13 protein-coding genes are annotated in these 13,526 nt (G+C 65.2%); 1 reads left to right on the top strand and 12 read right to left on the bottom strand.

The genetic code is table 11. The features are described 5' to 3' along the window. Positions 1-9: 9 nt before the first annotated feature. From HLG70_RS24985 to HLG70_RS24950, 9 genes are all read right to left on the bottom strand, one after another. Complete coding sequence (locus HLG70_RS24985) at positions 10-975, bottom strand: Bug family tripartite tricarboxylate transporter substrate binding protein (protein ID WP_171662916.1); 966 nt, start codon at positions 973-975, stop codon at positions 10-12. Continuing rightward, the gene (locus tag HLG70_RS24980; protein ID WP_171662917.1) at positions 972-1,853 is read right to left on the bottom strand and encodes a dihydrodipicolinate synthase family protein; all 882 of its coding nucleotides are present in this window, start codon (positions 1,851-1,853) and stop codon (positions 972-974) included. The genes HLG70_RS24985 and HLG70_RS24980 overlap by 4 nt, the downstream gene beginning before the upstream one ends. 162 nt (positions 1,854-2,015) lie before the next feature. After that, on the bottom strand, positions 2,016-4,151 hold the full coding sequence (locus HLG70_RS24975) for a TonB-dependent receptor (RefSeq protein ID WP_234103218.1): 2,136 nt from the start codon (positions 4,149-4,151) through the stop codon (positions 2,016-2,018). Continuing rightward, the gene (locus tag HLG70_RS29595; protein ID WP_234103217.1) at positions 4,085-4,486 is read right to left on the bottom strand and encodes a hypothetical protein; all 402 of its coding nucleotides are present in this window, start codon (positions 4,484-4,486) and stop codon (positions 4,085-4,087) included. Before HLG70_RS29595 ends, HLG70_RS24975 begins: the two co-directional genes overlap by 67 nt. A gap of 97 nt (positions 4,487-4,583) precedes the next feature. Continuing rightward, positions 4,584-5,582 carry a FecR family protein gene (locus tag HLG70_RS24970; RefSeq protein ID WP_234103215.1) on the bottom strand — a complete coding sequence of 333 codons (999 nt, stop codon included), beginning with the start codon at positions 5,580-5,582 and terminating at the stop codon, positions 4,584-4,586. Next, positions 5,579-6,115, bottom strand: coding sequence for a sigma-70 family RNA polymerase sigma factor (locus HLG70_RS24965; RefSeq protein ID WP_171663050.1), 537 nt, complete (start codon positions 6,113-6,115; stop codon positions 5,579-5,581). The genes HLG70_RS24970 and HLG70_RS24965 overlap by 4 nt, the downstream gene beginning before the upstream one ends. A 131-nt stretch (positions 6,116-6,246) precedes the next feature. Beyond that, the gene (locus HLG70_RS24960; RefSeq protein WP_171662918.1) at positions 6,247-7,023 is read right to left on the bottom strand and encodes an SDR family oxidoreductase; all 777 of its coding nucleotides are present in this window, start codon (positions 7,021-7,023) and stop codon (positions 6,247-6,249) included. 65 nt (positions 7,024-7,088) lie between these two features. Beyond that, positions 7,089-8,003 (bottom strand): 3-keto-5-aminohexanoate cleavage protein, encoded by a 915-nt coding sequence (locus HLG70_RS24955; protein WP_171662919.1) that lies wholly within the window; start codon positions 8,001-8,003, stop codon positions 7,089-7,091. A gap of 10 nt (positions 8,004-8,013) precedes the next feature. Beyond that, positions 8,014-9,231, bottom strand: coding sequence for an ABC transporter substrate-binding protein (locus HLG70_RS24950; protein ID WP_171663051.1), 1,218 nt, complete (start codon positions 9,229-9,231; stop codon positions 8,014-8,016). A 147-nt stretch (positions 9,232-9,378) separates the two neighbouring features. Here HLG70_RS24950 and HLG70_RS24945 point away from each other — a divergent pair, with 147 nt between their 5' ends. Further along, positions 9,379-10,149 carry a Crp/Fnr family transcriptional regulator gene (locus HLG70_RS24945; protein ID WP_234103214.1) on the top strand — a complete coding sequence of 257 codons (771 nt, stop codon included), beginning with the start codon at positions 9,379-9,381 and terminating at the stop codon, positions 10,147-10,149. 40 nt (positions 10,150-10,189) lie between these two features. Here the strand turns inward: HLG70_RS24945 and HLG70_RS24940 are convergent, their stop codons facing one another. The 3 genes from HLG70_RS24940 to HLG70_RS24930 form a co-directional block, all read right to left on the bottom strand. Beyond that, entirely contained in the window at positions 10,190-11,080 is an 891-nt protein-coding gene (locus HLG70_RS24940) for a DMT family transporter (protein WP_234103213.1), read from the bottom strand. Beyond that, positions 11,077-11,997 (bottom strand): bifunctional helix-turn-helix transcriptional regulator/GNAT family N-acetyltransferase, encoded by a 921-nt coding sequence (locus HLG70_RS24935; protein ID WP_171662920.1) that lies wholly within the window; start codon positions 11,995-11,997, stop codon positions 11,077-11,079. Before HLG70_RS24935 ends, HLG70_RS24940 begins: the two co-directional genes overlap by 4 nt. Before the next feature lie 103 nt (positions 11,998-12,100). Then, positions 12,101-13,510, bottom strand: a complete 1,410-nt coding sequence (locus tag HLG70_RS24930; RefSeq protein WP_171662921.1) for an amidase family protein — start codon at positions 13,508-13,510, stop codon at positions 12,101-12,103. Positions 13,511-13,526 lie beyond the last annotated feature (16 nt).

The following is a 13,526-nucleotide window of genomic DNA, read 5'->3' as shown; positions in this document are numbered from 1 at the left end:
GCGGCCACCTCATTTCCGCAAGGCCGCCAGGATGCCCGCCCACTTCTTCTGCTCTTCGACGACTTTGCGCGCGAACGCCTCCTGCGATCCGTCTACCGGCTCACTGCCCCGTCCATAGATCTTGTCCTGCACCGAACTGCTTTTTGCCACCACGGCAATCGCGGAATTCAGGCGGGCGACGATATCGGGCGGGGTTCCGGCAGGCACGGCGATCCCGGACAGCGACCCGCCCTCGGCCTCTTTGCCCAGCACTTCCTTGACGGTGGGAATATCCGGAAGATTGGCAAGGCGGCGAGCCGAGGTCACGGCGAACGGCCTGATCTGGCCCGATTCGATAAAGCCCACGGCCGTAACGGCGGACACGGCCGTCACATCCGTATTTCCGCTCATCACCGCGGTCAGGGACTCATTGCCGCTCTTGTACGGAACATGAAGCATCTTCACGCCCGTCGCCTGCTGCAGCAGCTCCAGGACCTGGTAGTTGTCAGACCCTTCGCCGGCGGTGGAGAACGCGATCTTGTCAGCCTGGACTCCGGCCGCGCTGACCAGCTCTGGCAGCGACTTATAGGGGCTGCCCACGCCCACCGCCAGCACGGTGGGGGTGTTGGCAAGCATCGCGACATACGCGAAATCCTTGTTTGGATCGTAAGGCAGCGTCTTGTAGATGAGCGGGTTGACGGCAATCATGCCATTGGTGATGACCAGCAAGGTGTAGCCATCGCCGCTGGACTTCGCCACCGCGCCGGCGGCTATCGAACCGCCGGCCCCGGCCCGGTTCTCCACCACAACCGGCTGCCCCAGCTCGCGGGTCAGGCCTTCGGCGAACACCCGCGCCGTCGTGTCCGTCACCCCTCCAGCGCCAAAAGGGACGACCATGCGGATGGGTTGGGACGGATAGTTGCCTGCCAAGGCCGCGGCAACCGGTAGGACAACCCCCAGGAATCCCGCCATGCAGCGTCGCAATCTGTTGTTCATCCCACTATCTCCATTTTTTTCAGGATTTCAAAAAGCGCTTGTTCATGATCCGCACCCAGCGGGGACAGCGGGGCGCGCAGCCGTCCGCAGGGCACGCCTTGCAGCCGCATCCCCGCGGAAACCGTTCTTGGCAGGCCATGATCCATCAGGAAATTCAGCAGGTCGATCTGCTTGGCGAACCACTCGTCCACGCCTTGCTTGTCGCCCGCCATCGCACAGCGGTACAGGTTCAGCGCAAAGCGCGCGCTGACGTTCGGCGACGCGGTGCACCAGCCCGACGCGCCGTCGGCGAAACCGCGCAGCGCCATGCAATTCAGGCCAATGTAGATGGCCGTCTTGTCGGCGCAGGCGGCGCGCAGCCTGCCGATCTTGGTCGTGTCGGGGCTGCTCTCCTTGATCATCGCCACATTGGGCAACTCCGCCAGCCTGGCCAGGAACTGAACCGGAAGATCGATGCCGGTGGTGAATGGATTGTTGTAGACCATCACCGGAATCGACACCGTCTCGCAAACCTCGCGGTAGTACGCGTATATCTCATCCTCCGTGAGCTTCCAGTACGTACTCGGCAGCACCTGGATGGCGCTCGCCCCGGCACGTTCCGCGTAACGCGCGTGCCGCACGGTGCCAGCCGTGCTCAAACTGGAAACGCCCGCCAGCACCGGCACCTTCCCGCTGGCTGTGCCGACGACCGTGCGGATGACGTCTTCGCGCTCATCGTCGGCCAGATAGGGCAGGCAGCCCACGCTGCCCAGCGGCGCCAGCGCATGCACGCCTTCGCCCATCAGCCTCTCGGCGTGCCGCGCCAGCAGCGCGTGGTCGACCCGGCCGCTGTCGTCGCAGGGCGTCAGTAGATATCCGATGATTCCCTTCAAATGCATATGTCACCCCTCCATAACTCGCTGAAGTCTATGGAGGGATGGGGAAGCGGGTCCAATATCTAATTTATAGGCGCCTGATATGCCTTGCCCGCAATCCCGCCGGGCCGTTCCGAAATCGGTCGCATTTTCTCGACCGGTCATCGTGGAGCGGCCCTGCGCCGATCAGAACTCCGTGGACACCGACAGCAGCACCGTCAGCGGCGCGCCTACCGTCAGCCCTTCGCGCGCGGCGGACTGCCAGTAGTTCTTGTTCAGCACGTTCTCGACCATTGCGCGAATCACGACAGGCTTGCCGTTGGCGTTGAACGCATAGCGCGCGCCCACGTCGAACCGGGTCCAGCCGGGAATCTCCTGCGTATTGCCGACGTCGACGATCTGCGAGCTGGTGCGCAGCATCCGGGCGGTCAAGGTCAGCCCTGGCAGAAAGGGCGTGTCCCACTCCGCCGCCGCATTGAACTGAAAGCGCGGCACGGCCGGCGCCCGGTTGCCGTCATTCACGCCGCCTTCCGTGCGGGTCAGCCGCGCATCGGTGTAGGCCACCCCGCCCAGCAGACGAACGCCGGGGGCCGCGTCGCCCTGCACCAGGAACTCCAACCCGCGGTTGCGCTGCTGCCCGTTCGCCACATATCGCTGCGTGGCCGGGTCCAGATAGCTGCTGGGACGATCGATCTGAAAGGCGCTGACCGTGGTGGCGAACTCGCCAAAGTCATACTTGGCCCCCACTTCGAACTGCTTGGAGATTTCCGGCGCAAACACTTCCCCCGCATTGACGGAACCTTCCGGCGCCGTGCCGCCCTGGCTCAGGCCCTCGATGTAGTTCCCATACAGCGACAGGCGCTCGGTGGGCCGGACGGTCAGCGCAAAGGCCGGCGTGATCGCGGACTTGTCATAGTCCGACGACCGCCGCCCCGTAGCGGCATCGAAGTTGGCGGAGTCGATCCGCTGGTGCCTGAAGCCCGCGATGATCTGGACCCGGTCCTGGGCCAGCGAAATGGTGTCGGCCAAGGCAATGCTGTATAGGCGCGACTCGCTGGTCTTGGGCAGATCGTCCGGACGGGCAATATCCGGCTTGGCCAGGTCGGCCGGATGATAAATGTTCGAGAACACCGTGCGGGAGCGAATGCGAGCCGACGAGTAGTCGATATCCAGCACGCTCGCGCTCAGCGCAGGTTCATGCTTGAGCGGCCCCGTCTGGAAGCGTCCCCGCAGCCCGACCTCGCCGGTCTTGCTGGTTAGCGATTCATTCAGGCGAGCCGGCACCGCGCCGATATTTCCTTCCCCGTCCAGCATGAGCCAGCTAGTTTGCAGGCTTTCGAAATCATGCTTGCGCGCACCCACGGCGCCGTACACGGTCCAATCCGGCGTCAGGTCGTACTCGGCGCGCAGCGCCCCCGACCATTCCTTGGTCTTCCAGTAGGTCCACGACGGGAAGAAATTCCGGCGGGCATCGGGCGCCGCGCCTATCTCCACCCCTGCGGGAGGCGGAAACAACAGGCCGCTGCGAGCGTCGGTGGTACGGTTCTGGTAGTTGATGTCGCCTTCGATGCGCAAGCGCTCGCCCTGATAGTCCAGGCCCAGGGCCACCGCGCCCAGATCTTCCCGCGCGCCATCCATGGGCAGGTCGCCGCCGCTGCCGGCCACGTTCAGGCGCACGCCAAATTCCTGACTGTCGCCATAGCGGCGCGCCAGATCGGCGTGCGCGCCGAACTGGCTATCACCTATGTAGGACACCGTGAAACGGTTCAGCGGATCGGGGCCCGCGCGCTTGGGCACGAGATTGATCGAGCCGCCCACCGAGCCGTAGGGCGCCATGCCGTTCAGGAGAGCGTTGGGCCCCCGCAGCACCTCCACCCGCTCCACGCCGATCAAGGAACTGGCATTGCGCGGCGATACCCCATACAGGCCATTGAAGGACACGTCGTAGTTGAACAGCGTGAAGCCCCGGATGTTGAACTCGTCGCGGCCCGCCCCGCGCGAATACGTATTGCGCACCGAAGGATCGTTGACCAGCACGTCGCCGATGTTCTGCGCCTGCTGGTCCTCGATCAGCTTGGACGTGTATTGCGTCGCGCTGAACGGCGTGTTCATGTCGTCGCGATTGCCCAGCAGGCCCAGGCGGCCGCCGCGCGCCACCTGGCCGCCCGCATACACGGGCGGCAGTCCGCCGGACAACGCGCTGCCGGTGACCGTCACCGACTCCAGCATCGCGGCCTCGGCGCCCGGCAGCGCGCTCAGCCGATACTGATTGGGCCCTTCGCGCGTGGCGCGCAACCCCGTGCCGGCCAAGGCCAAACCCATGCATCCTGGCTGGTGTGGCGGCCGCGCACCCCATTGCTGTGGCGGTTGGCCACCAGCGCCGGCGTGGCCGCCAGCAGGATCCCCGACTCGTTGGCCAGGCGCGTCAGCACCTGGTTCAGCGGCGCCGGCGGAATATCGAACGAAAGCAGGTCGGACGCCAGGCCGGATGCGGCCGGCGCATCCTGCGCCAAGACCACGGGCGCCCAGACCGCCGACACGGCGATGGCCAGCGCCAGGGGCATGCCCCACGCCCGCATTCGGCCCTGCGGCGATGCCAAGGGGCGCGAATGCGGCTCGGTGAATGCCGTTGCGGGAGTGGGAAAACGATGGAACATGACGGGCCTGTGCTCTCGTGCGAAAAATTAAAGGATGGCTTCACTATCCTTAATCGAACGAGGTGGCGATTTGCGGAACCGCCAGGCGCAATTTTTTTCAGCCACGCGGCTCTATGCTTATCCACCAGGGCAGGGTCCGGCGCACACGCACCGGCAGCACCGACGCAAGCATGTCCAGCGCGCGCTCCGCGTCATTGATCGGGTAGCTGCCAAACACGCGCAGGCGTTCAAGCTCGGGCGCGATGCCCAGGTGGCCGAAGTGATAGCGGCGCAGTTCTTCAACCACCTCCGCCAAGGGCGTGTCGTCGGCCACCAGCACGCCGCGGGTCCAGGCTTCCCGGGCCGGGTCCGCTGGCGCCGGCGCACCCAGCGCGTCCGCGGTAAAGCGCGCCTGCTGACCCGCATGCACGATCCCGGTGGCGCCGGAAGCCGCCGTATCGACGCGGACCGCCCCCTGGTAAACAGCGACCAGTACCCCGCCCTCTTCCTGGCGCACGGTAAAGCGCGTGCCCAGAGCCTGCAGCCGCCCCTGCGCGGTATCGACCACGAAGGCACGCAGCGGATCCGAGGCGGTGTCGACGAGAAATTCGCCCGTGACCAGTTGCAGGCGGCGCAGCCTGTTGCTGTAGTCGACATTGAACGCGCTCAATGCCTTGAGCCAGACCTCGGTTCCGTCGGGCAACGTAAGCTGGCGCGTTTCGGCGACGCCCGCGCGATGGTCCGCGCCCCAGGTCGACGCCATGAGAGGCAAGGGTGTCTGGCGCCAGGCGGTCCAGCCCAGGCAGGCTACCCCCAGCGATCCGGCCAGGCCCAGCAGCAGTTGCCGGCGCCGTCGCGGAGCAACGCTCGCGGCCTGACGAAACGCCGTGACGGCGGCTTCGCGGTCCGGACTGGATTGCAAGGGCGCGAACCTGCGGCCAATGCGGTCGACATAGCTCCAGGCCTGCCGATGCTCGGCGGCGCGGTCAAACCACTGCTGCCATTGCAGGCGCTCGGCGGCCGACGCCTCGCCGGTGCGCAACAGCGCATACCATTCCGCCGCCTGCTCCATGACGCGATGGGACGGCTCTTGCCCGGGCGTATCGGCGATCTTCATGGCCCGGCCGTGCTGGCCGGCGCCTCGGGCAAGCCGGCTGCCATCCGCGCTTCGAGCTTCATGCAGCACAGCATGGCCTGGGCAACGTACTTGCGCACCATGCGGGATGACACTTTCAGGACGTCGGCCACTTCCTTGTCCGTCATTTCGCAGGCCACGGCCATGACGAAGGCATGGGCCGCCTTGGGCGGCAGTTCACGCAGCATGGCGTCGATCTCGCCCAGCGCTTCAAGCACGATGGCCTGCTCTTCAGCGGACGAGGTGGTGGGCTCCGGCTGCGTCGCCAAGGCCTCCAGCCACGCCTGCTCGAGATTGCGGCGGCGCCACAAGTCTATGCACATGCCATTGGCCATCTTGCGCAGGTAGGTCCGGGCCTGCTGCGCATTGTCGAAATGGCATGGCCGCGTCAGCAGGCGCACAAAGGCGTCATGCGCCAGGTCCGCCGCATCCGCCGCATTGCCCAGACGCCAATTCACCCAGGCCAGCAACCAGCCGTGGTGATTGCCATAGAGGCGCTCGAAGTCCAGGGACAAACGTTCCGATCCGCTCACGATCCCGCCTGCTCGCTACCCGCCCTTGCACAATGTGGAATGCGAACGGTTATCAATTAACGATAAAGCGCAGATTATGGACCGCGGCCCGGCGGTTTGGCAACCAGATCAGTTCACCCCAGGTACTCCACGTTGCCGCAAACCGAAATGCTCTGGCCGCTGATCATCGCGCCTTCGTCCGAGCACAGGAAAGCGACCTGGTTGGCCACATCCTCGGGGCGCGTCATGCGGCGCAGCGAGACTTTCTCCACCAGCTGCTCGCGCATCTCGTCATTGCTGACACCGCCGGCCGCGGCGCGGGCGGCGATCACGCGCTCGACCCGGTCGCCCGACACCACCCCCGGCAGGACCGAATTGACCCGGATGTTGGACGGCCCCAATTCCATGGCCCAGGTTTGCGTCAAGCCGGCCAGCCCGAATTTGCTGGCGCTGTAGGGGGTCCGCAGGGAGAACCCCAGGCGTCCCGCGACCGACGAGATATTGACGATGGATCCGCCTGCCGCGGCCCGCAGCAGCGGCACCGCGCTGCGCGAACACAGGAAGGTCCCGGTCAGATTGACGTCCAGGGTGTTCTGCCACGCAGCCAGCGTCGTGTCCTCAAGCCGGCTGGTGGGCCCGGACACGCCCGCATTGTTGATCAGCGCATCCAGCGCCCCCCATTTCCTGGCCAGCTCGTCGAACAGGGCAAGGACCTGGGTTTCGTCGGAAACATCCGTCACGCTTGCGCTCAGCGCCGGGTATTGGTCGCGGGCGGCCTGGCAGGCCTGTGCGTCCACATCGCAGATATGCACGTCGGCGCCCGAATCCAGGAATTTGCGCGCGATCGCCAGGCCTATGCCGTGCGCGCCCGCCGTGACCAGGACCCGGGTTCCCTTCAGAGATTCGCTCATGTTGTCTCGCCCTTGGATGGTTGAATGCTGGCGCGGATTCTGTCCGCGCCGGGCCGGAGCCTGCATCAGAGCGCGAACTCCGGGCGGATGCCGCTTTGCAGCGGCAGGCCCAGGATCTCGCGCGCCTCCGCCGCCGTCGCGGGCTCCATGTCCATTTCCCGAATGATGCGCACGATGCGCTCGGTCAGCTGGACGTTGGTGGCCAGTTCTCCGTGGCGGTAATAGAGGTTGTCTTCCAGGCCCACCCGCGCATGCCCGCCCAGCAGCAGCGCGCTGATATTGGCTTCAAGCTGCGACGGCCCGATGCCGCTGACGCAGAAAATGCTGTTCTTCGGCAGCAGATCGACCATCATCTGCAGATGGCGGGGCGAGAACGGCATGGCGTTCTGGAAGTTCCGGTGCACGTTCATCACAAGGTTGATGAAGTGCGGCCCTTCGTCCAGGCCTTCATTGATAAGCGTCGTCGCATCCTGCAGGATGTGCGTGGGGCTGAACACCTCCCACTCGGGCTTGATCCCGCGCGCCTTCATGCCGGCCGCCAGTTCGCGGGCCTTGCTCAAGGGCGTGTTCATCAGGTATTCGCGGTCTCCGAACGCCAGATTCAAGGTGGTCGCGTCCAGGGTGCACATCTCGGCGCCGGCATCCATGCCCTTCAGCCGTTCCTCCCACAGGATCTCCCAGGTCCCTGGCGAGGTTTCCTTGACCATGTCGCCATGCACGCCGCCGCCGGTCGAGTTGTTCAGGACGATGTCGCAGCGCTCACGGATGAGCTGGTTCATCTGGCGATAGATTGACGCATCGCAGGTGGCAAGATCGTCCGGGCGCCGCGCATGCAGGGCAACCACGCTGGCGCCGGCGTTGTAGCAGCGATGGACGTCTTCGGCGATTTCTGCCGGCTGGGTCGGCAGATGCTCGTTCTGGCTTTTCAATGCCATGCCCCCGGTCGGGGCGATGGTCACGATCACTTTGCGTTTGGCCATGTCGGGTCTCCTACGATTTCCAGAGCGCGCAGCGGCTCTCGGCCCGGGTGGTGAAGGCCTGATTGCCATCGATGGCCTGCAGGACGGTGAAGTAGTCCCAGGGCTCCTTGGACTGTTCCGGCGTCTTTACCTGCAGCAGGTACATATCGTGCACGACGCGGCCATCCGGGCGCACGACGCCGTCCTTGATGTACATGTCGTTCAGCTTGTGCTCGCGCAGATGGGCAAGCACGCGGTCCGCATCGTCGGTGCCGGTGGCCTTGACCGCGCGCAGGTACTGCAGGGCAGCCGAGTAGTCCGCGGCCTGCAGCGACGAAGGCATGGCCTGGCGCCGTTCGAAGAATTTCCGGCCCCAGGAGCGGGTCTCATCCGATGCATTCCAGTACCAGCTGTCGGTCAGGTACATGCCCTGCGCCGCCGGCAGGCCCATGGCGTGGATGTCGTTGATGAACATGATCATGCCGGCCAGCCGCATGGTCTTCGTGATGCCGAACTCGTTGGCCGCCTTGATCGCGTTGGTGGCGTCGGCGCCCGCATTCGCCAGGGCAAGAATCTCTGCCTTGCTGCTCTGTGCCTGCAACAGGAATGACGAGAAATCGCCGGAAGACAAAGGATGCTTCACCGAACCCACGACCGTGCCGCCGCCCGCCTTGACCACGGTGGTCGTATCGGCCTGCAACGCGTGGCCGAATGCATAATCGGCCGTCAGGAAGTACCAGCTCTTGCCGCCCGCCTTGACGACCGCCGCGCCCGTGCCGCGCGCCTGCGCCACGGTGTCGTAGGCGTAGTTCAGCGTATACGGCGTGCATTGCTCGTTGGTAAGCGCGGGAGCGCCCGCCCCCACCACGATGAACGGCTTCTTCTTGTCGGCGGCCACCTTGGACATGGCAAGCGCCGTACTGGAATTCGTGCCGCCTATCAGCATGTCCAGGCCCTTCTGGTCGAACCACTCGCGGGCCTTGGCCGAGGCGATGTCCGCCTTGTTCTGGTGGTCCGCCGTCAATAGTTCAATCTTCTTGCCGTTGACCTCGCCCCCCATTTCCTCGATCGCCATCTTGATGGCTTCCGCGCCTCCCGGACCATCCGGTCCCGAGTAGACGCCCGACATATCGGTAATGAAACCGATCCGGATGACGTCATCCGACATCTGCGCGTGCGCGACATTCGCGTTCAGGAGCGTAACGGTCATTCCGCAGGCTATGGCGGTGGCGGACAACATGCGTGGCATTGACAACATACCGGTCTCCTCTTATGGTTTTTGGCCCGAAGGGCGTCAACCATTCTGGGACCGGGCTGGCCCTCGGACAGTCATCATGTTGACAAAGAACCCTAGGGTTTACCTGAGCGGCATCCCAACACCAAATAGGGAAGAAACATGCGCGCATCGCCTGCCCAAGGCGGCAACCACTCGTCAAACCCGAACCGGCGGCTGGCGCAATGCTCCGTGGACACGATGCTCGACGTCGTGCCCTGGTACAAGGGCTTGCCGGAACTGGAGCGCAACGTGGTCCGCTCCGAATTGCGTACCGTGGCGCTGGCCGCCGGCGAATATCTGTTCCGCACGGGCTCGCGGTCGCCGGGCTGGTATGGCGTGGTCGAGGGCCTGGTGAAGTGGTCCTCGCCCGGCACCGACGGCCGGACCCTGTCGCTGGCCGGCTTCAGCACCGGAAGCTGGTTCGGCGAGGCCACCATGATTCGCCGCGAGCGCTTCGAATACGAAGTGGTCGCCTTGAGGCCAAGCCGGATCGTGATCCTGCCGCGCGATACCTGCGAGCGCCTGTGGAACAACAATATCGAATTCACCAAGGCGCTGATGACGCATCTGGCGCAGCGGGTGAACTGGCTGATGGGCTGCTATACCGGCAACGTGCTGCTCGATGTCGACACCACGGTGGCGCGCGCCGTCGCGGCCCAGCTCGACGCCGAGCTGCATTCAGGCACCAACGGGCGCCTGAAGATCTCCCAGGAAGAAATCGCCAGCTTGTGCGGCGTTTCGCGCCAGCGCTGCAATACCGCCATGACGCGGCTGGCCCGCGCCGGCGTACTGCAAACGCACTACGGCGGACTGACGGTGCTGGACAGGCAAGCGCTGTACCAGCATGCCAAGCTCAGCGGCAAGTCCGAGGCCGACCACGGTCCGGCATGAGCCGGCACACCTTGTTCCCCGCAAGAGGAAGCCCCATGAATCAGGCGGATCGGCGTGCTGCGCGCTGCGCAATGAACAGGCCCGAAAAAACCAGCGCCATGGAAATGACGAAGGTCCAGGACGGAAACTGACGGCTTCCTATGAGTTCGATGACCGCGGCAGTGACCGGCCCCAGCATCTGAAAGGCCATCACCCGGCTGGCGGGAGCCCTTGCCAGCGCCCACAGCAGGCACAAGTAGCCCACGCCGCTGGAAAATCCTATGAAGAGGACATGAGCCCATTGGCCGGCGGAAAGCACAGGCCCCAGGGGCTGGTCCGTCAACCAGCAGAATGCGGCCAGCAGTGCCACCGATGCGCACATGGCCAGGGCGCTGGTCGGCAATACCGGATAGCGCCGCAAATACGGGCGATACATGATGCTGCAGGCCGCGCCGATCAATGTCGCTCCAACCAGCGCCGCATAGGCCAGGAGGCTGCCGTCGCCTTGGTTCTCGATCGGCTGCGCTGGCGCGTAGCCCAATAGCAGCATCAGGCCCGCAACCGCTATCAGCAGGCCCGACAACTTCCCGACGCTGAAGTCCTCGCGTTTGCATGCGACCGCCAGAGCCATCGTGAACAATGGCAGGGACGAGAACACCAGGGCGCAGGTGGCGGCCGGCAGTACGCGCAGGGCGTAGTTCAGCAGGACGATGAGCACGCCGAACTGCAAGACCCCCAAGGCGGACACGGCGATGGCGTCGCGCAAGGTATAGCGTGGACGCGCCAGGGCCAAAGCGGGCAAGGCCAGGAACACGACTCCCACCAGATAGCGCAGGAAGGCCAGCGTCTGGGGCGACACGGCATCCGCCACCGCGCGCGTGGACACCATCGCGGCGCCCACCAGGATGCCGGTGGTCGCCGCCGCCAGCGCGGCCCTGGATTGTTCGTTCACAGGTCGCGGGCAAACACCTGGCCGACCAGGTCCTTGCCGAAGCTATGGTGCTGTTCTTCCTCCACCAGCGCAAAGCCTGCCCGGTCGTAGATGCGGCGCGCATCGGTCAGCACGCTGTTGGTCCACAGCACCATCTTCGTGTAGCCCGCCAGGCGTGCGAACCGCATGCATTCATCCACCAGGCGGCTGCCTATGCCCAGGCCGCGAGCAGAGGGATCGACGTACAAAAGCCGCAGCTTCGCCGTGGCGGCGTCCTGCTGGACGATGAAAACGGAGCCCACCACCTTGCCGTCCTTTTCCGCGATCCAGCACCGTTCGCGCGACGGCTCGAACTCCCGCACGAACTTCGAGATGATCTCGGCCACCAGGGCCTCGTACTCATTGTTCCAGCCGAATTCCCGCGAATACAGCAGCGCCTGGCGATGGATCACGTATCCCAGGTCGCCGGGGTACGGTTCCCGCAAGAGATAGCTTTTCTCCGCAGGGGCAAGCAGCGCGCGGATCTGCGTCATGGCGTCAAGCAGCTGAGCCTGCTGGGGCTCCGACAGCTTGGACAGCATCGCGCCGACCTCTTTGCGCGACGCCTGGTTGAGCGGTTCGAAAACCTTGCGACCTTGCGCGGTGATGCTCAGCTGGATCGCCCGCGCGTCGTCGGGCGACCGGCTCTTGCCGACCAGCCCCTTCTTCTCGAAGCCGGCAATCACTCGGCTGACGTAGCCGGCGTTCAAGCCCAGTTCCTGGCAAAGATCCGTCGACGTCAGCCCCTGGCGGTGCGCCAGTTCGTACAGGATGCGGACTTCCGTCAGGGAAAACTCGCTTTCGAGCAGGTGCTCATGCAGCACGCCGATCTGGCGGGTGTAGAAACGGTTGAAGCTGCGGACAGCCTCGGCGCGTTCGGTCAGTGCCTCGGTCTTCATTTGCCAAATTCCAGTAAATACTTGCCTAAGGCAATTATTTACTGGTTTGGCCGCGATATCAATGAATCGGACCTAGGTACTTTCGCGAATGCGCCCGCCACATTCAGAAGGGAAGCCTTGCCAGGACATCCCACGATGCGCGCGCCTCGATGGCCTCGCCCGCCGCAAGACAAAGGTCCTCCCTGAGCCTGCCCGCCACCAATTGCACGCCCATGGGCACCCCATCCGACAGGCCGACCGGGACCGACAGCCCCGGCAGACCCAGGATCGCGGTCGAGACCAGCGGGCTCTGGGCCCGGAGCATGCTCTCCATGACGTCCGCCCCCTGCTGATCCTGGTCCACCAGGAACGGGCGCTCCAGCGACACCGGCATGAGAAGAACGGGGAAACGATCGAAGAACGCGCTCCACTCCCGCAGGATCGTCGTACGCATCGCCATCGCCCGGATGAAGCCGTCCTTGTCCAGGACCGACGTATGCGCCAGCATGCTCTGGTACGCGCGCTGGATCGCCCGATCTCCGACACGCTCGATCTCGCCTTGCATGGAGTCGGACGATTCATTCATCAGGACGTTGAGCCACAGGTCGGCCGCCTCGTCGAACCTGGGCGGCGCCGCGTCTTCGACGATGTATCCGGCATCCTCCAGCCAGGCCGCCGACTGCTCCAACGCATGCACTACCGCAGGATCGGCCTTGAATCCCGCGGTGCCACGAAACAGCGCCACCCGCCGGCTTGCAGCGGGCAGTGGCAATTCGAGCGGCGCCGGCACCCACCAGGGATCGCGAGAGTCGCCGGACGACATCGCCGCCAGTCCCAGCCGCAGGTCGGCGATGGTCCGGCCCAAGGGGCCCTGGGTTGCGGCCATCTGGGATGCGACCGGCCGTTCGAACCTCTGGCTGGCGTTGTAGGCCGGGACCCGGCCTTGCGAAGGCCTCAGCCCCGCCACGCCGCAAGCGTAGGCCGGGTAGCGGATCGAACCGCCCTGGTCGCTGCCGTGCGCAAGGGCGCCAATGCCCAGGGCGGCGGCAACGGCCGCGCCGCCACTGGATCCGCCGGGCGTGCGCGCGGCGTCGAACGGATTGACGGTGCGCCCGTGCAGATCGTTGTCCGTGAACCAGCGCCAGGAAAAGGCCGGGACATTGCTGCGGCCGATGACGACGGCGCCCGCCTTGATCCAGTTGTCGACGGCCGGATTGTTCTCCTGGGCGACGACGTCCCGATACGCGACGACGCCGTTGGTCGTCGCCGATCCCGCGAGATCGACGTTGGCCTTGATCGTCACCGGCACGCCGTGAAGAATGCCAAGCTCCCTCTTGTCACGGACGGCGGCGTCGGCGGCGTCGGCCGCTCCGAGGGCCTGGTCGGCATGGATTTCGGAAAGCGGATTGAAGGTGGGATTGACCTGGTCTGCTCGCGCCAGGCAGCTCTGCACCGCTTCCCGGCTGGATACATCACGGGTCCGGATGGCCTTGGCAAGGTCCAGGGCATTCCAGCGCCAGAGTTCGTTCATCATGGTGGCTCCGAGTGGC

The sequence above is a fragment of the Achromobacter deleyi genome, assembly GCF_013116765.2.
Taxonomy (GTDB): domain Bacteria; phylum Pseudomonadota; class Gammaproteobacteria; order Burkholderiales; family Burkholderiaceae_B; genus Achromobacter; species Achromobacter deleyi_A.
The sequence above is the reverse complement of the archived record's forward strand: the minus strand, read 5'-3'. Positions and strand labels throughout refer to the sequence as shown.

Coding starts and splice junctions, on each gene's coding strand:
- HLG70_RS24985 (WP_171662916.1), bottom strand. CDS start 975: ATGAACAACAGATTGCGACGCTGCATGGCGGGATTCCTGGGGGTTGTC.
- HLG70_RS24980 (WP_171662917.1), bottom strand. CDS start 1,853: ATGCATTTGAAGGGAATCATCGGATATCTACTGACGCCCTGCGACGAC.
- HLG70_RS24975 (WP_234103218.1), bottom strand. CDS start 4,151: ATGGGTTTGGCCTTGGCCGGCACGGGGTTGCGCGCCACGCGCGAAGGG.
- HLG70_RS29595 (WP_234103217.1), bottom strand. CDS start 4,486: ATGTTCCATCGTTTTCCCACTCCCGCAACGGCATTCACCGAGCCGCAT.
- HLG70_RS24970 (WP_234103215.1), bottom strand. CDS start 5,582: ATGAAGATCGCCGATACGCCCGGGCAAGAGCCGTCCCATCGCGTCATG.
- HLG70_RS24960 (WP_171662918.1), bottom strand. CDS start 7,023: ATGAGCGAATCTCTGAAGGGAACCCGGGTCCTGGTCACGGCGGGCGCG.
- HLG70_RS24955 (WP_171662919.1), bottom strand. CDS start 8,003: ATGGCCAAACGCAAAGTGATCGTGACCATCGCCCCGACCGGGGGCATG.
- HLG70_RS24950 (WP_171663051.1), bottom strand. CDS start 9,231: ATGCCACGCATGTTGTCCGCCACCGCCATAGCCTGCGGAATGACCGTT.
- HLG70_RS24945 (WP_234103214.1), top strand. CDS start 9,379: ATGCGCGCATCGCCTGCCCAAGGCGGCAACCACTCGTCAAACCCGAAC.
- HLG70_RS24935 (WP_171662920.1), bottom strand. CDS start 11,997: ATGAAGACCGAGGCACTGACCGAACGCGCCGAGGCTGTCCGCAGCTTC.
- HLG70_RS24930 (WP_171662921.1), bottom strand. CDS start 13,510: ATGATGAACGAACTCTGGCGCTGGAATGCCCTGGACCTTGCCAAGGCC.